This is a genomic window from Paenibacillus humicola (genome assembly GCF_028826105.1).
GTDB classification, from domain to species: domain Bacteria; phylum Bacillota; class Bacilli; order Paenibacillales; family Paenibacillaceae; genus Paenibacillus_Z; species Paenibacillus_Z humicola.
Genome location: NZ_JAQGPL010000001.1, coordinates 213,986 through 229,580, shown reverse-complemented (window position 1 = coordinate 229,580; position 15,595 = coordinate 213,986). Strand labels below are relative to the sequence as shown.

At 58.4% G+C, this 15,595-nt stretch carries 16 protein-coding genes and 1 tRNA gene; 3 read left to right on the top strand and 14 right to left on the bottom strand.

The features are described 5' to 3' along the window. Positions 1-12 precede the first annotated feature (12 nt). From PD282_RS01110 to PD282_RS01055, 12 genes are all read right to left on the bottom strand, one after another. Positions 13-1,554, bottom strand: coding sequence for an MDR family MFS transporter (locus PD282_RS01110; RefSeq protein WP_274648557.1), 1,542 nt, complete (start codon positions 1,552-1,554; stop codon positions 13-15). Positions 1,555-1,599: 45 nt separating this feature from the next. Continuing rightward, positions 1,600-2,262, bottom strand: coding sequence for a bactofilin (locus PD282_RS01105; RefSeq protein WP_274648556.1), 663 nt, complete (start codon positions 2,260-2,262; stop codon positions 1,600-1,602). Positions 2,263-2,293: 31 nt separating this feature from the next. Next, on the bottom strand, positions 2,294-2,986 hold the full coding sequence (locus PD282_RS01100) for a hypothetical protein (protein ID WP_274648555.1): 693 nt from the start codon (positions 2,984-2,986) through the stop codon (positions 2,294-2,296). 6 nt (positions 2,987-2,992) lie between these two features. Beyond that, a complete protein-coding gene (locus PD282_RS01095) occupies positions 2,993-3,619 on the bottom strand; it encodes a YhbD family protein (RefSeq protein WP_274648554.1) in 627 nt (208 codons plus the stop codon). Between the two features lie 356 nt (positions 3,620-3,975). Continuing rightward, positions 3,976-4,212, bottom strand: a complete 237-nt coding sequence (gene secG / locus PD282_RS01090; RefSeq protein ID WP_274648553.1) for a preprotein translocase subunit SecG — start codon at positions 4,210-4,212, stop codon at positions 3,976-3,978. A 192-nt stretch (positions 4,213-4,404) separates the two neighbouring features. After that, positions 4,405-5,172, bottom strand: coding sequence for a sugar phosphate isomerase/epimerase family protein (locus tag PD282_RS01085; RefSeq protein ID WP_274648552.1), 768 nt, complete (start codon positions 5,170-5,172; stop codon positions 4,405-4,407). Between the two features lie 183 nt (positions 5,173-5,355). Beyond that, the gene (eno, locus tag PD282_RS01080; RefSeq protein WP_274648551.1) at positions 5,356-6,648 is read right to left on the bottom strand and encodes a phosphopyruvate hydratase; all 1,293 of its coding nucleotides are present in this window, start codon (positions 6,646-6,648) and stop codon (positions 5,356-5,358) included. A gap of 80 nt (positions 6,649-6,728) precedes the next feature. After that, complete coding sequence (gene gpmI, locus PD282_RS01075) at positions 6,729-8,264, bottom strand: 2,3-bisphosphoglycerate-independent phosphoglycerate mutase (protein WP_274648550.1); 1,536 nt, start codon at positions 8,262-8,264, stop codon at positions 6,729-6,731. 1 nt (position 8,265) lies between these two features. Next, the gene (tpiA, locus tag PD282_RS01070; protein ID WP_274648549.1) at positions 8,266-9,018 is read right to left on the bottom strand and encodes a triose-phosphate isomerase; all 753 of its coding nucleotides are present in this window, start codon (positions 9,016-9,018) and stop codon (positions 8,266-8,268) included. A gap of 18 nt (positions 9,019-9,036) precedes the next feature. After that, positions 9,037-10,218, bottom strand: coding sequence for a phosphoglycerate kinase (locus PD282_RS01065; protein WP_274648548.1), 1,182 nt, complete (start codon positions 10,216-10,218; stop codon positions 9,037-9,039). Between the two features lie 235 nt (positions 10,219-10,453). Continuing rightward, entirely contained in the window at positions 10,454-11,458 is a 1,005-nt protein-coding gene (gap, locus tag PD282_RS01060) for a type I glyceraldehyde-3-phosphate dehydrogenase (RefSeq protein ID WP_274648547.1), read from the bottom strand. A gap of 97 nt (positions 11,459-11,555) precedes the next feature. Then, a complete protein-coding gene (locus PD282_RS01055; protein ID WP_274648546.1) occupies positions 11,556-12,593 on the bottom strand; it encodes a sugar-binding transcriptional regulator in 1,038 nt (345 codons plus the stop codon). Positions 12,594-12,821: 228 nt separating this feature from the next. Here PD282_RS01055 and PD282_RS01050 point away from each other — a divergent pair. The 3 genes from PD282_RS01050 to sda all read left to right on the top strand — a co-directional run bounded on the left by PD282_RS01050 (position 12,822) and on the right by sda (position 14,249). Further along, positions 12,822-12,896 (top strand) — tRNA-Arg (locus PD282_RS01050). 210 nt (positions 12,897-13,106) lie between these two features. Beyond that, positions 13,107-13,688, top strand: coding sequence for an ATP-dependent Clp endopeptidase proteolytic subunit ClpP (clpP, locus tag PD282_RS01045; RefSeq protein WP_274648545.1), 582 nt, complete (start codon positions 13,107-13,109; stop codon positions 13,686-13,688). Positions 13,689-13,940: 252 nt separating this feature from the next. Then, positions 13,941-14,249 carry a sporulation histidine kinase inhibitor Sda gene (gene sda, locus PD282_RS01040; RefSeq protein WP_274648544.1) on the top strand — a complete coding sequence of 103 codons (309 nt, stop codon included), beginning with the start codon at positions 13,941-13,943 and terminating at the stop codon, positions 14,247-14,249. A gap of 131 nt (positions 14,250-14,380) precedes the next feature. Here the strand turns inward: sda and PD282_RS01035 are convergent, their stop codons facing one another. Beyond that, positions 14,381-15,151 carry an SIMPL domain-containing protein gene (locus tag PD282_RS01035; RefSeq protein WP_274654961.1) on the bottom strand — a complete coding sequence of 257 codons (771 nt, stop codon included), beginning with the start codon at positions 15,149-15,151 and terminating at the stop codon, positions 14,381-14,383. Between the two features lie 138 nt (positions 15,152-15,289). Then, positions 15,290-15,559 carry an HPr family phosphocarrier protein gene (locus tag PD282_RS01030; RefSeq protein ID WP_090583454.1) on the bottom strand — a complete coding sequence of 90 codons (270 nt, stop codon included), beginning with the start codon at positions 15,557-15,559 and terminating at the stop codon, positions 15,290-15,292. Between the last annotated feature and the right edge of the window lie 36 nt (positions 15,560-15,595).

The following is a 15,595-nucleotide window of genomic DNA, read 5'->3' as shown; positions in this document are numbered from 1 at the left end:
CAAGCAATACGATCAATGCCCGCCGAACCCGGCCGCCCGTTTCCCCTGCTCCGCTTTCGCCGGGATTTCAAGCCTTGCGTTCCCCATGTACAGGATCGCGATAAAGGCGAGTCCGGCCGGGATGAGCGCCCACAGAAACATCGTGGAGACCGACGAGGACAGCGCGCCGATGATTTTGTCCAGGACGTCCTTTGGAATCGCCGCCCGCTTCTCGGGAGAGAGCAGCTCCCGCGTATCGCCGAGCAGCCCGCCGGCCGCCGCCCCGGTCTGGCCGTCGAAGGCGTCCGACAGCTTGCCGGTCAGTAAATTCCGCTGCAGGATGCCGAACACGGTAAGGCCGACCGTCATACCGAGCGAGCGGACGAAGGCCATCGTCGAGTTCGCCGAGCCGCGCTGCCGGGCGTCGAAATGGTGAATGCCGGCCATGCCGAGCACCGAGAAAGAAAAGCCGACGCCGAAGCCGGCAATAATCATATACACCGTTAGCAGCCATCTGGATGTATCCGGCGTAAGCGTGCCGAGCAAATACGTGCCGAGCAGGAAAATGACGCCGGACAAAATCATAATATTCCGGTACGACGTTTTTGACGCCATCACGCCCCCGACCTGCGAGGCAGCGACTGACCCGAGCGTCATCGGCAGCAGAAGGAGGCCGGAATTAGTCGCGGTGCCGCCCGTCACGCCCTGCACGTAGATCGGGATGTACATGGCGAAAGTAATGAACCCCGCCCCGTACAGCAGCCCGATAATTGTACTTGCGGCGAACAGCCGCTTGCGGAACATGCCGTAAGAGATGATCGGCTCCGCCGCTTTCGTCTCGACGTATAGGAAGATGGCCAGCAGCACGGCCGCGGCGGCGAACAATCCGATGATTTGCGCCGAGTCCCAGGCATATTCCTGTCCGCCCAGCTCCAGCGCGAACATGAGGCTGACGACCGAGCCGACAAGGGTCAGCGCCCCCCACCAGTCGATTTTTTGCACGGCGTGCTGGACCGATTCGCGGTAGTTGAACAGGATCAGCGCAAGCGCGGCGATGCCGATCGGCACATTGATGTAGAAAATCCACCGCCAATCGATATGGTCCGTAATATAAGCGCCAAGCAGCGGGCCTGCAAGGCTCGACGTGCCGAATACGGCGCTGAACAGGCCGCCCATGCCGCCTCTTTTTTCCGGGGGAATGACGTCGAACATGATTGTAAAAGCGATCGGCATCAGCGCGCCGCCGCCGATTCCTTGGATGGCGCGGTAGATGCTCAGCTCTACGATATTATGCGCTGTGCCGCACAGGATCGAACCGAGCAGAAACATGCCGATGCCGAACACAAAAAACCGTTTACGCCCATACATATCCGACAGCTTGCCGAAGATCGGCATGCCGGCCATCTCCGTCACGAGATAAGCCGAGGTGACCCATACATATTTATCGAGACCGCCAAGATCGGCGACGATCGTTCCCATCGCCGTCGCCACAATCGTATTGTCGATCGCCGCTACGAAAATGCCGAGCAGCAGACCGAGAATGACAAGCCCTAACTTGCTGGATTGCGGTGCCATCGTATTGTTCCTTCCTTTCCAAATGAATATTGCCGATCGACGCCGCTAAACTTTAAGCTCGCTGCCGACTGCGGCGCTTCCGCTTTTTTTCAGGACGTCCCGGTATTCGACCAGCCCGATTTTGCAGCCGGGACCGAGCTCGACCCGATTGCCCCTGACGACGTCGGCCGTTGTATGCTCCAAATAAATCGTGTCGCCCTCGATCGTACCCGCCCGCAGCTCCGCCGCACCTTGGGGAGTAAACCACTGCTTGATCGTCTGAATGGCTTTGCGCTTGACGCTGATCGTCCCGACGCCGATTTCCTTCGCTTCGCTCGGGCCGTACAGGCTGATGTCCAGCTGCTCCGCGCTCAGCAGACCGCCGACGCTGACCGCCCCCTTCACCGTCAGCCGATCGGCTTCGCACGACCCGCCGGCCGAGAGCTGTCCCCTGACCGTCATTTTCCCGCCGCGCACGGCGCCTTCGACGTCGATCTGCCCGAGCGAGGTCAGCTCTACCGCCTTCAAATCGCCGGAGATGCTCGCTTCGCCCTGAAGCCGATATTTTCGGGCGGTCATCGAGCCCTTCGAATGGCTGTTCCCCGTGCATTTGAACGACTCGCACTGAATGTCGCCGAACAGCTCCGCTTCGCCCAGTATGTTTACGCGTTGATACAGCCCGCCGGACACCGAGCCCGTGCCGGTAATGGTTACGCTTTTCGGCTGCATGCGCAAAACTCCCTTCGCTTTAACGTTTGTTTTATTGTCTCGCCTGTTCGCCGATCTCCGCGTTCGGATGGACGATCAGCTCGTCACGGTATTCGACGCGGCCGATTTTGCAGCCCGGGCCGATCACGACCCGGTTGCCGCGCACGATACCCGCCGTCGTCATTTCGAGCTCCACGGCATCGCCTTCGATCGCCGAAGCCCGCAGCTGCGTCTGAAAAATCGGCACGACCCAGGCCAGCAGCCGGCTCCAGTCCTTGCGCTCCGACTTGCGGACCGATATCCGGTCGCCGCCGATCTCACCGATCTGCGTCCGGCCGTAGAGCTGAATGTCCACGGTTCCCGCATTCAGAAGACCTCCGATCGTAAACCCGCCGTCCCCGATAAATCGTTCCGCCTCACAATCGCCATGGACTTTCACAATGCCGATCAGCTCGACGACCTCGCCGCGCAGCCGTCCGTGCAGCGACGCATGGCCGTTCATCAGCACCTTCGACGCCTCGATTTCGCCGTATCCGGTCAGCTTGCCGTTCATGTCGAACAGGCCGGCGGTGTGGATAGTACCTTTCACCGTACCCATTCCGTTCAGCCGGAAGCTCTCGCAGCTCAAATCGCCGTCGACCCGCCCGACGCCTTCAATGTTAACATGGCGAAAATCGCCTCCGGACGCGCTGCCGAGCCCGTTTATGTTCAGATCGGCTCGTTCCCGCTCCTCCATTTTGTTCACCCCGCATTAACCGATTTTCATTTTTAACTCTTCCACGCAATCGGACAGCGACAGCCGCTCGACCACCTTGACCCCGTTTTCGAAAAATATCCCGCCCGCTCCCGTCGTCAGGATGAAGCTGGAGACGCCCATCTTCCGAATCAGCAGCAGCTCACCGTTCCCGTTCTCGCATTTCGCAAAATGCTCCCGCAGCGTCTCCAGCAGCTTCACCCCTTCCTCGAGGCTCATCCCGCCGCCCTGCAGCATTTTATCGACAATGAAAAAAAACAACGTCTTCTCGAACGGGTAAATGGCGTCCGGCGCGTCTTTCGCCGCATACCGGTCCAGCACCACCTTCGAAACAATGTTACGTTTTATAAGCTCATCTTTGCGCAGCTCGACGTCGTAAAGCAGCGGCGAAAGCTTACCGGCGAGTTCATCGAGCGACAGATCGTCCTTCATGTTCAAAATGCGGTCGATCCGCTGCAGAATCAGCGTCTTCGGAAAAAAGGTTTCCTGCCCCGTAAAAGTCGATTTGCGGATAAACCAGTCTTCGGGGATCAGCTGCTTTCGTTTCCATCGATACAGCTGGCCGTAGGAAATACCGGTCGCTTCAAGCAGGTCCTTCTTCGAGATCAGCTCGCGCTCATCCATCTATACATCACCTCGTCACCTCCATCGTAACAAAACACTGTTACGTTGTAAAGACATTGGCAGTCTCTTGACTCAAGTTTCGCTCATTCCTGTCTCATTATAAACCCGCACGACAACCCCCAAACAGCGGCCTCAGCCCGAAATTCCCCTCCGTCTGCAGACCGAGGATCCTTTCGTTAACCGCCGATACTAAACGGCATCAATCATTAGCGGCCTGCATCATTAACGGCTTCGCACGATAGAAGTAACCCGGTACCATCAAGAAGAATCGGCTGTTGCCGGCTGTTGGCTCTGCAGCCTAGATCTAAAAAACAAAAAAGCGGGACCGGCGTCCCGCTTTCACGATCTTCATCACATTAAACTTTAACCAAATAAGCGACAATCAGCGCCGTAATGAAGAACCCGGCCGCAATTCCGATCGTCATGCGCTGCAAAAACAAATCCATGCCGCGCGCTTTCGTCTTGCCGAACAGATGCTCCGCACCGCCGGAGATGGCGCCGGACAGCCCCGCGCTCTTCCCTTTCTGCAGGAGAACGACCGTGATCAAAGCCAGCGAAAAAATAATGAGCAGTATTTTAAATGCGATTTCCACAGTTCCACCTCCCAAGCTAGGAGCGTTTCATTTGCCGCTGGTCCGTCACTACCGTGCCGAACCCAGATAGACAGCACACCTATTATAGCATTCGGCCCATTTGAATACAAGTCCGGCCGCCCCCATACCGGTTACGCCAAAAAACCCGCAGCCCTGTACGGGACTGCGGGATCGAAAGCCGGTCTGCGCCGCTTACAGCGCGCCGTTCTCGCGGAAAAACTCGAGGCAAATTTTCGCGCTTTCGAGCGAGGATTTCTCGAACTCTTCCTGCTCGACGATGTAATACTGAATGCCGACCTTCTCGGCGACGTCGAGCACGCTTTTCAGATCGACCACGCCCTTTCCGATTTCCGTATCGCGGCGGCCGTTGCCGAAATCCTTGAAATGCGCCAGCGGCACGCGGCCCGCATAGCGATTGACGTACTCAAGCGGGCTTTGGCCGCCCATATGCACCCAGCCAAGGTCGAACTCGGCGACCAGCAGCTCGGCCGGCACGTGTTCGAGCAGGTGGTCCATAATCGGTTTGCCGTTCACCAGCTTGAATTCGAAATCGTGGTTATGGTAGCCGTATTTCAGACCTGCCGCCGTCACCTGCCGCCCGCATGCCTCCAGAATCGACGCCAGCTTCGCCACATCCTCCTCCGTCGGATTTTGCGGCAGCGGCGCCCAAGGAGTGATGATGTATTTCAAGCCGATTTCCTGGGCGTATTCGATTTGCTTCGCCAGATCGGCTTCGATCTTGTCCGGCTCGTTAAAGCTGAGGCCGACGTGCGCGGAAGGCGCCTCCAGGCCGACGCCGTCGAGCACCGACTTCAGCTCCTTGGCCGGCGTGTCGAAATAACCAGCGAACTCAACCGCCTGATAGCCCATTTCGGCCACCTTGCGGATCGTGCCGAGAAAATCGTTTTTCGTCTGGTCGCGAAGCGTGTACAATTGCAAACCTACAACCGGTTTTGCCAAGTGGGTTCACCTCGAAATTCTATGATTTTGTCATACCGCCCGGTTTGGGCCGATCAGCGCAAAAGGGAGAGGCACGCGGCCGAAGCCGCTTGTTCTCTCCCTTTATTATAACGAACGTCCGGGCGGAAACTACCTCGCCATTTGGGACATTCTTTTGCCATTTTGGCCTATCCGATGGTGAGCTTACTTGAAGTTTTTCAGGTTGTAGAAGGCGCTCTTGCCGGCGTACTGCGCCGTCGAACCAAGCTGGTCCTCAATGCGCAGCAGCTGGTTGTACTTCGCCACGCGGTCCGTGCGGGACGGAGCGCCGGTTTTGATCTGGCCCGCATTCGTCGCGGCGGCGATGTCGGCAATCGTGCTGTCCTCGGATTCGCCGGAGCGGTGCGAGATGACGGCCGTATAACCGGCGCGCTTCGCCATTTCGATCGCGTCGAACGTTTCCGTCAGGGAGCCGATCTGGTTCACTTTGACGAGGATCGAGTTGCCGATGCTTTTCTCGATGCCCTGCGCCAGCCGCTCGGTGTTCGTGACGAACAGGTCGTCGCCGACAAGCTGAACCTTGCCGCCGAGCTTGCTCGTCAGCAGCTGCCAGCCTTCCCAGTCGTCTTCGGAGCAGCCGTCCTCGATCGTAATGATCGGGTATTTCTCCACCCAAGAAGCGAGCAGATCGACAAACTCGGCGGACGTGTACGATTTGCCTTCGCCTTCGAGGTGATACTTGCCGTCCTTGAAAAATTCGGTGGAAGCAACGTCCATGCCAAGGTAAACGTCGACGCCCGGCTTGTAGCCCGCGCGCTCGATGGCCGAGATGATCGTCGTAATCGCCTCTTCGTTGGAGCCGAGGTTCGGCGCAAAGCCGCCTTCGTCTCCGACGGCGGTGTTCAGACCTTTGTCCTTCAGCACCGACTTCAGGTTATGGAAAATTTCCGCGCCGATGCGCAGCGCTTCCTTGAAGCTCTCCGCGCCAACCGGCAGCACCATAAACTCCTGCACGTCGACGTTGTTGTCGGCGTGCGCGCCGCCGTTGACGATGTTCATCATCGGAACCGGCAGCACCTTCGCGTTGAAGCCGCCGAGGTATGTGTACAGCGGCACGTTCAGCGCGTCGGCAGCCGCGCGGGCCACGGCCATCGATACGGCCAGAATGGCGTTGGCGCCGAGCTTGCCTTTGTTCGGCGTGCCGTCGAGCGCGATCATTTTGCGGTCGATCAGCACCTGGTCGAGCGCGTCGAGGCCGATAATTTCCGGCGCGATGATGGAATTAACGTTATCGACGGCTTTCAGCACGCCTTTGCCGAGATAACGGCCTTTGTCGCCGTCGCGCAGCTCAACGGCCTCGTAAGCCCCGGTCGATGCGCCGGAAGGCACGATCGCCCGGCCCTTGCCGCCGGATTCGAGGGTCACATCAACTTCAACAGTCGGGTTGCCGCGGGAGTCAAGCACTTCGCGCGCGTAAACGTCGGTAATCATGGACATGGGACGAAACACTCCTTCGAACTTGAAATGAAAAAACCGCTACTACACACTGTACAATCTTTGTCCGGTAAAAATCAACCTCAGCCTTCGGCCAGCGACCGGCCCGTCATCTCGGCCGGCTGTGGCAGCTCCAGCATCGAGAGCATCGTCGGCGCGAGGTCGGCCAGAATGCCGCCTTCGCGGAGCGAAACGCCCGCCTTCGTCAGAATGAACGGCACCGGGTTGGTCGTATGCGCCGTAAACGGGCGGCCGTTCTCGTCGATGACCATATCGGCGTTGCCGTGGTCGGCGGTGATCAAGCAGACGCCGCCTTTGGCAAGCACCGCTTCGACGACTTTGCCGAGGCACTCGTCGGTCGCCTCGACCGCCTTGATCGTCGGCTCCAGCTTGCCGGAGTGCCCGACCATGTCGGGATTGGCGAAATTCAGAATAATCGCGTCGTGCTTATCCGCTTCGATTTCCTTCACCGCCGCTTCGGCTACCTCATAGGCGCTCATCTCCGGCTTCAGGTCGTAGGTCGCGACCTTCGGCGAATTGATCAGAATGCGCGTCTCGCCCGGAAGCTCGACGTCGCGGCCGCCGCTGAAGAAGAACGTGACGTGCGGATACTTCTCGGTTTCGGCGATCCGCAGCTGCTTCTTGCCTTGCTGGACGAGCACCTCGCCGAGCGTGTTGTCGAGGTTTTTGGGCTTGTACGCCACATAACCGTCGACACTTTCGCTGAACAGCGTCAGGCAGACGAAGTACAGGTTCTGCGGAAATTTCGGCCCGCGGTCGAAGCCGCGGAAGTCCGAGTTCGTGAACACCTGCGACAATTGAATCGCCCGGTCCGGCCGGAAGTTGAAGAATACGACGGAATCTCCGGATTCGACCGTTGCCGCCGGCGTTCCGTCTTCCTTCACGATGACCGTCGGCATGACGAATTCGTCGAATACCGATTTCTCGTACGATTCGGCGACCGCCTTGACGGGGTCGGTATACTGCGGTCCTTCCCCGTATACCATCGCGCGGTACGATTTCTCCGTCCGCTCCCAGCGCTTGTCGCGGTCCATCGCATAGTAGCGGCCCTGCACCGTAGCGACTTGACCGACGCCAACTTCGGCGATTTTCGCCTGCAGACGTTCGAGGTAGCCCTTCGCGCTGTCCGGCGCTACGTCGCGGCCGTCGAGGAATGCGTGGATGTAAACGTCTTTCAAGCCTTCTTTCTTGGCCAGGTCAAGCAGCGCGAACAGGTGCTCGATATGGCTGTGAACGCCGCCGTCGGACAGCAGGCCGTACAGGTGCAGCTTCCTGCCGTTCTCTTTGGCATGGCGCACCGCTCCGATCAGCGTCTCGTTGTCGAAAAACTCGCCGTCGCGGATCGATTTGCTGATCCGGGTCAGGTCCTGGTAGACGATCCGTCCGGCGCCGATGTTCAAGTGGCCGACCTCGGAGTTGCCCATTTGCCCCTCCGGCAATCCGACCGCTTCGCCGCATGCCGTCAGCGTCGTATGCGGGTATGTGTTCCAGTACCGGTCGTAATTCGGCTTTTTCGCCTGCGCCACCGCATTGCCCGTAACGTCGCCGCGAAGCCCGAATCCGTCCAAAATAATAAGCGCAACCGGTTTCGGAGCCATCTTACTTCGCCCCCTCGACGAGCTGAATGTACGAAGCGGCCTCCAGGCTCGCGCCGCCTACAAGCGCGCCGTCGATGTCCGGCTGGGCCATATATTCGCGGATGTTGCCCGGCTTTACGCTGCCGCCGTATTGAATGCGGACCGCCGCCGCCGTCGCCGCGCCGTACAGCCCCTCCACGATGCCGCGGATATAAGCGATCACGTCCTCGGCGTCCTCGGAGGTCGACGATTTGCCCGTTCCGATCGCCCAGATCGGCTCATACGCGATCACGACTTCCGCCGCCTGATCGGCGCTAAGGCCTTGGAACGCGGCTTCGGTCTGCACCTTGCAGACGTCCTTCGTTTGGCCCGCTTCGCGCTCCTCCAGCTTTTCGCCGACGCAGACAATCGGCGTCAGGCCGTGCTTGAACGCGGCATGCACTTTCTTGTTCACAGTCTCGTCGGTTTCCGCAAAATACGCGCGGCGCTCCGAGTGGCCGATAATGACGTATTTCACGCCGAGATCCTTCAGCATGACGCCGCTGATCTCGCCCGTATAGGCGCCGCTGTCCTCAAAATGGAGGTTTTGCGCGCCGATCGCGATGCTCGTGCCCTTCGCCGCTTCGACCAGCGCCGGCAGCGCCGTGAACGGCGCGCAGATGACGGACTCGACGCCGTCCACCTCCGCCTTTCCTTTCACATCCGCGAAAAACTGCGACGCTTCGGACACCGTTTTGAACATTTTCCAGTTACCCGCAATAATCGGTTTACGCATCTTTGGAAAGCTCCTTTCCTACTTGTCGTTCAGCGCAACGACGCCCGGAAGCGCCTTGCCTTCCATAAACTCGAGCGACGCGCCGCCGCCGGTGGAAATATGGTCCATTCGATCGGCAAGGTGGAATTTCTCGGCCGCCGCGGCGGAATCGCCGCCGCCGATGACGGTATAAGCCGCCGTTTCCGCGCATGCCCGCGCAACGGCTTGGGTCCCGTGAGAGAACGGCTCGATTTCAAACACGCCCATCGGCCCGTTCCAGACGACCAGCTTGGAGCTCCCAATGACGTCGGCATAAATCTCGCGCGTCTTCGGTCCGATGTCGATGCCTTCCCATTCGGCCGGGATGCCGTCGATATCGACGATCCTGGTGTTCGCGCTCGCGCTGAATTCGTCGGTTACGACGATATCGACCGGAAGCAGAAACCGCTTGCCGAGCTTCTTCGCCTTCTCGATAAATTCGAGCGCCAGATCGAGCTTCGAATCGTCGCAAAGCGACTTGCCGATTTCGTAGCCCTGCGCCTTGAAAAACGTATAGGACAAGCCGCCGCCGATGATGATGTTGTCGGCGATTTCGATCATTTTATTGATAACGTCGATTTTGTCCTTCACCTTGGAGCCGCCTACGATCGCGGTGAACGGGCGTTCCGGGTTGTTCAGCGCCCTGCCGAGCACGTCGAGCTCTTTCTCCATCAGAAGGCCGGATACGGCCGGCAGATGATGCGCAATGCCTTCCGTCGACGCGTGCGCGCGGTGAGCGGCGCCGAACGCGTCGTTCACGAACAGGTCGGCCAGCCCGGCGAACGCCTTCGCCAGCTCCGGATCGTTCTTCTCTTCGCCCGGATAGAAGCGGACGTTCTCAAGCAGCAGCACGTCGCCTTCTTTGAGCGCGGCAACCTGAGCCTGTACGGCATCGCCGACCGCCTCGTTTGCCTTCGCCACCGCCTTGCCGAGAAGCTCGGACAGACGGGCTGCGGCGGGCGTCAGGCGCATTTCTTCGACGACTTCGCCCTTCGGGCGGCCGAGGTGGCTGGCCAGGATTACCTTCGCGCCGTTTTCGATCAAATAGTTGATGGTCGGCAGCGTCTCTCGGATCCGTGTATCGTCCGTAATGGCGCCGTTTTCCAAAGGTACGTTAAAATCGACGCGCACGAATACGCGCTTGCCTTTCACATCGACGTCGCGGACACTTTTCTTGTTCATCCTGTCAACCTCCGTTTCGAATCCCCGCCTGCAGCAGACGCCTTGTTCGGGCGTGCGGTCAGGCCGCCGTCCGCCGCCGGGGACCGGTCAGTATGTTTGTGGCTTTCGCCGCGCGAGTACGCCGCAAACCGCCGCGAAGGAGCTGCTTGAGGCAGCTCCTTCGCGGATATTTGACGTTCATCGCCAGGCTTCGGGGAATGACCGCCCTGCCGCGCGGCAGAGCCATCCTTCCTTATTAAAGGCCTTTGGATGCGATATAAGCAGCCAGATCGACGACGCGGTTGGAGTAGCCCCACTCGTTGTCGTACCAGGACACGACTTTCACCATGTTGCCTTCGACGACCATCGTCGACAGCGCGTCGATCGTGGAGGAAGCCGGGTCGCCGTTATAGTCGCTCGAAACGAGCGGCTCATCGGAATAATTGAGGATGCCTTTCAGCGGCCCTTCGGAAGCGGCCTTAAGCGCTGCGTTCACCTCTTCGACCGTCACGTTCACTTTCAGCTCGGCGACGAGGTCCGTAACGGAAACGTTCGGCGTCGGTACGCGGAAAGACATGCCGTTCAGCTTGCCTTTCAGCTCGGGCAGAACGAGGGAAACCGCTTTGGCAGCGCCCGTCGTGGACGGAATGATGTTTTCCGCAGCCGCGCGCGCACGGCGCAGGTCTTTGTGCGGCAGGTCGAGCACCTGCTGGTCGTTTGTGTAGGAGTGAATGGTCGTCATCATGCCTTTGACGATGCCGAATGTGTCATTCAGTACTTTCGTGAACGGCGCCAGGCAGTTCGTCGTGCAGGAAGCGTTCGAAATGATCGTATGCTGCGCCGGATCGTATTTGTCTTCGTTAACGCCAAGCACGATCGTGATATCTTCGTTCGAGGCCGGTGCGGAGATGATGACTTTCTTCGCGCCGCCTTTCAGGTGAAGCTCGGCTTTGTCCTTCGCGGTGAAAATACCGGTCGATTCGACGACGATCTCAACGCCGAACTGCGCCCAAGGGAGATTCTCCGGGTTGCGCTCCGCGAATACTTTGATCTCGCGGCCGTTGACGACCAGCGCGCCTTCCTTCGCTTCAACCGTTGCGTTCAGCCTGCCGTGCGTCGTGTCGTATTTAAGCAGATGTGCCAGCGTTCCCGTATCCGTCAAATCGTTAACCGCCACGACTTCCACATTCGGATTGTTCAGCGCTGCGCGGAATACGTTGCGTCCGATACGTCCAAAACCATTGATGCCTACTTTTACCATGTTCTCGTCCTCCTAGACTTCAATTGAAAATCATATATCTCAAGACGAAAGCGCAGGCCGCGTCATTCCGCCGCCGCTCATCCGTCAAGATCACCATTTAGACGTCTTCCTTCCCAATCTGCTTCGCAATCACGAGCGCCGCAGCTTCGTCGGTAATCAGCACGTCGTCGTGCCCGAAGCGCATAATGGCGGCGATCGCTTCGCCCTTGCTGCGGCCGCCGGCGATCGCGATCACGACCTCCGTGCCCATAATATCCTCGAGCAGAAGTCCGGCCGTCGGCATCTTGTGTACAACCGCTCCGTTCTGGTCAAAATAATACCCGAACGATTCGGCCAGCGCCCCTTCCGCTTTCAGCGCGCGGATGACTGATTCGTCCGCCCGCCTTCTGCGGGCCATCACCAGCGCGTCGCCGATGCCGTGCACGACGATGCGCGCGCTGCGGATCACGTTCACGATCTCCTGGATGTTCGGCTCCTGCATCAGCGTCGCGTACGCCTCGTCGCCGAGATGGTCGGGCACGTGCAGCAGCCGGTACTGCGCCCCGGTCCGCTTGGCCATCGTCGAAGCGATCGTGTTCGCCTGGTAATCGAGGCTCTCGCCGAGCCCGCCGCGCGCCGGCACGAACCAATTGCCCTTCAGCGGCGTCTGCGTCGACAGCTGGGCGGCCACCTGCGCCAGCGTGGAGCCGCCGGTTACGGCGACGACGTCGTCCTTGCCCATCGCCCTGCGCAATGCCAAGCTGCCGGCTTTGCCAAGCTCCCGCTTCGTATGCGGCGACGTATCCGAATCGCCCGGGACGATCGTGACGCTCTTCAGGCCGAAATAGCTCCTGATGCGCTCCTCGAGATCGGACAAGCCGAACATCGTTTTGTAGAAGGGCTCCATATCCTCAAGGAGGCGCGCGCCCGATTCGGTAATCCGCATGCCGCCCGCATCAATTTGCAGCAGCCCCTGCGCCTTCAGAAAATCCGTCTCGGCGCGCAGCACGCGTTCGGTCATGTCGAGCGACGCCGCAAGCGTCCGTCTGCCGATCGTGTCGGAGAGCATCACCTGGCGGAGAATGAGGTACCGTTTCTTCATCACCACGAGCAAATCCGGCAAAAGCTGCTGCTGAATTTCGATAAGGGACTGCATCCCGTGACATCAACTCCATCAGTGGAAAGGACTCAAATTACTCGGGGACGTAAAATGTCCCGCGTGCGCTTTTTAAGTCCCACCACTATATTAGCGCAAACGATTGTCGGCCGCAAGCGTGGTTTTGCCCATGAAACCGTTTGCCGCCACAATTTACACAAAAATTTGTGGAGCCAAGCTCTTGCTTTTTCGTTACGGATGTCATATACTAATCTTCGCTACGCTTTTGCGCCCGTGGTCCAATGGATATGACGTAGGCCTCCGGAGCCTGAGATCGAGGTTCGATCCCTCGCGGGCGCGCCAATTATTAGCGACGATACCGGCATCTGCCGGTTTTTTTATCTCCGGTCTTTGACCATCTTTGACTTTTGGCGGACGATGATTTATGATATTGACATCGGTACCGCATATAACGCTTCTTTATACTTGGCCGATCATCCGAAGCGGCTCTTATTCGCCGGTGCTTGCGGCCAAGCCGCATTGCAAATCACATTTTGGGAGGGACTTACGGACATGAATTTCGTACCTATGGTTATTGAGCAAAACAATCGGGGCGAGCGCGCTTACGACATCTATTCCCGTTTGCTGAAGGACCGAATCGTATTCCTCGGCACGCCGGTGAACGACCTTGTGGCCAATTCCATTATTGCCCAAATGCTGTTCCTTGCCGCGGACGACCCGGAGAAGGATATCTCGCTCTACATTAACAGCCCGGGCGGATCGGTTTCCGCAGGTCTCGCCATTTTCGATACGATGAATTTCATCAAGCCCGACGTTTCGACGATCTGCGTCGGCATGGCCGCCTCCATGGGCGCTTTCCTGCTTGCCGCAGGCGCCAAAGGCAAACGGTACGCGCTTCCGAACAGCGAAGTGATGATTCACCAGCCGCTCGGCGGCGCACAAGGCCAGGCCAGCGACATCGAAATCCGCGCCCGGCATATTTTGAAAACACGCGATACGCTGAACCGCATCCTCTCGGAACGGACCGGTCAGCCGCTCGACAAAATCGAACGCGACACGGACCGCGACAACTTCATGTCGGCCGATCAAGCTGCGGCTTACGGCCTTGTCGACAAAGTCATCGAGAAGCTGTAATCGATTGATCACCCGGAAATAACAAAAGCGCCAACCGTCTGGAAATCAGATGCGTTCGCGCTTTTTTGCTTGTTCAAGCTCTCCTGACCGTTTTCCTCTACCACACTTCCTCCGTTCTGTCAATAAAAATTCAGAGCACTGAATCGCTAGGGACGAAGGCTTGAATTCATGTTAAGATATACTAAATGATTCCAATTGAACCGTCACTTAGTGCTTTTGAAGACGAAATCTAACTTAACGGAGTGCAAGCTCATGAAATTATCCAATCCATTCGCCGGCGTGCGCAATTTTATCCGATCGAACGAATCCGGGCGCGTTTATGCACACTTCCCGCCCGCTTACGAACGGCCGAGCCAGCCGCAGGCTGTACAGGAAACGCATAACCTGTTTCTTCCCCTGCAGGACAAATCGCTGCTTCTTCGTCCCCTCAGCGATACGCACCTGCTCGAAGTGTATCAGGAAGCCAAGGCCATGCGGTTGTCGGAAGAATTTATTTCGATGATTCGGCAGGCGATCGAGCAGCGCGGCCTGCATGAACCCGTTGAACAAATGAAAGAATAATTCGGGTACGTCCACCGATTGAACGTCGATAAAGCCGCGGCTGCAGCCCCGGCTTTTTGTCGTTTCCATGAGCAGCATGAAGCCGCCTTCGGATGAAGGCGGCTGTTGTTTTACCCGGTCGGAGCAGAGGCTTACTGCATCTCATAGACGACCGTAATGTCGGCGGTTACGTCGATCTGGCCGGCCTGCACGGACGTGGAGCCGCCGCTGTCGGCCGCCGCGAGCGATTTTGCCGCGGCATTAAAGACGACCGGCGGGCTGCTCTCGCCGTTCTGCGTAATCGAGACGACCCCTTTCACCTGGCGTCCCGCCGCTTTGGCCAGTGCATCCGCTTTCGCTTTTGCATGGTTCATCGCATCATCCAGCGCCTGGAGCTCGTACTGGTCCTGCTTCTCCGTATCGAAGCGGACGCCGTCCACGCGGTTCGCGCCTGCGGACGACAGCTCGTCAAGCAGCTGTCCGATCCCGGCCAGGTCGCGCATCGTAATTTGAATGCTGTGGGTCGCCGTGTAGCCGGTAATTTTATTCGTGCCGTCCTTGTCGTTGTACGTATAGACCGGCTGCACGACGAAGCCTGTCGTCTGAACGTCCTTCGGATCCATGTTGTGCTTGGTATAGAGCACATTCTCCAGGGCTCCGAACTGCTTCGCATTGGCGGCTTGCGCTTCCTTGGCCGACGCAGCGCGCGAGTCGACCGCTACCGAGACATAAGCTACATCGGGCGTTACCTTGACATCGCCGCTGCCGGAAACCGTAATCGTCGACGGCGCGCCGCTTCCCGCCGTGTCGCCCTGCGCGGCGAATACATCCGCCTTTCCTCCGCTTGCTCCGATCATCGCGCCCACTCCCACCGCCACGGCAAGCGCCGGCACCAGCACCAGCGCCCGCAGGCCTTTTGTCATTTTCACCACATGCGTCATCTCCTCTTGTGTCCGTTTGTCTTCTTAAACGGATGTCCGCTTTGATTTGTTGCAGAGCCGATAAGCGAAATGCCCCGAAAACAGAAAAAAGCCCCCGCCCGGGAGCTCCTTCGCCGCCTCTTATTGGTTTTCCAATTCTTCCTTGCTGACGAGGTTGACTAAAGCGGTTACAGCCTGGTCGGCATCCGAACCTTCCGCGCTTATCGTAACCTCCGTACCCGAACTGATTGCAAGGCTCATAATCCCCATAATGGATTTTGCGTTCACTTTTTTGTCGTCTTTCTCAACGAACACTTCGGAAGAAAACTTGTTCGCTTCCTGAACGAAAAGTGCTGCCGGTCTTGCATGGAGACCCGTTTTCAGGCGAACAACCACCGGATGCCTTGTCATGGAACCTTACCCCCTATATAAAATTCATTCGAACGA

Bases quoted from the DNA above. Each gene is read 5' to 3' on its own strand.
- eno (WP_274648551.1), bottom strand. From the start codon at position 6,648: ATGTCCATGATTACCGACGTTTACGCGCGCGAAGTGCTTGACTCCCGC.
- PD282_RS01065 (WP_274648548.1), bottom strand. From the start codon at position 10,218: ATGAACAAGAAAAGTGTCCGCGACGTCGATGTGAAAGGCAAGCGCGTA.
- PD282_RS01030 (WP_090583454.1), bottom strand. From the start codon at position 15,559: ATGACAAGGCATCCGGTGGTTGTTCGCCTGAAAACGGGTCTCCATGCA.
- PD282_RS01035 (WP_274654961.1), bottom strand. From the start codon at position 15,151: ATGACAAAAGGCCTGCGGGCGCTGGTGCTGGTGCCGGCGCTTGCCGTG.
- tpiA (WP_274648549.1), bottom strand. From the start codon at position 9,018: ATGCGTAAACCGATTATTGCGGGTAACTGGAAAATGTTCAAAACGGTG.
- PD282_RS01105 (WP_274648556.1), bottom strand. From the start codon at position 2,262: ATGCAGCCGAAAAGCGTAACCATTACCGGCACGGGCTCGGTGTCCGGC.
- gpmI (WP_274648550.1), bottom strand. From the start codon at position 8,264: ATGGCTCCGAAACCGGTTGCGCTTATTATTTTGGACGGATTCGGGCTT.
- clpP (WP_274648545.1), top strand. From the start codon at position 13,107: ATGAATTTCGTACCTATGGTTATTGAGCAAAACAATCGGGGCGAGCGC.
- gap (WP_274648547.1), bottom strand. From the start codon at position 11,458: ATGGTAAAAGTAGGCATCAATGGTTTTGGACGTATCGGACGCAACGTA.
- PD282_RS01110 (WP_274648557.1), bottom strand. From the start codon at position 1,554: ATGGCACCGCAATCCAGCAAGTTAGGGCTTGTCATTCTCGGTCTGCTG.
- sda (WP_274648544.1), top strand. From the start codon at position 13,941: ATGAAATTATCCAATCCATTCGCCGGCGTGCGCAATTTTATCCGATCG.
- PD282_RS01095 (WP_274648554.1), bottom strand. From the start codon at position 3,619: ATGGATGAGCGCGAGCTGATCTCGAAGAAGGACCTGCTTGAAGCGACC.
- PD282_RS01055 (WP_274648546.1), bottom strand. From the start codon at position 12,593: ATGCAGTCCCTTATCGAAATTCAGCAGCAGCTTTTGCCGGATTTGCTC.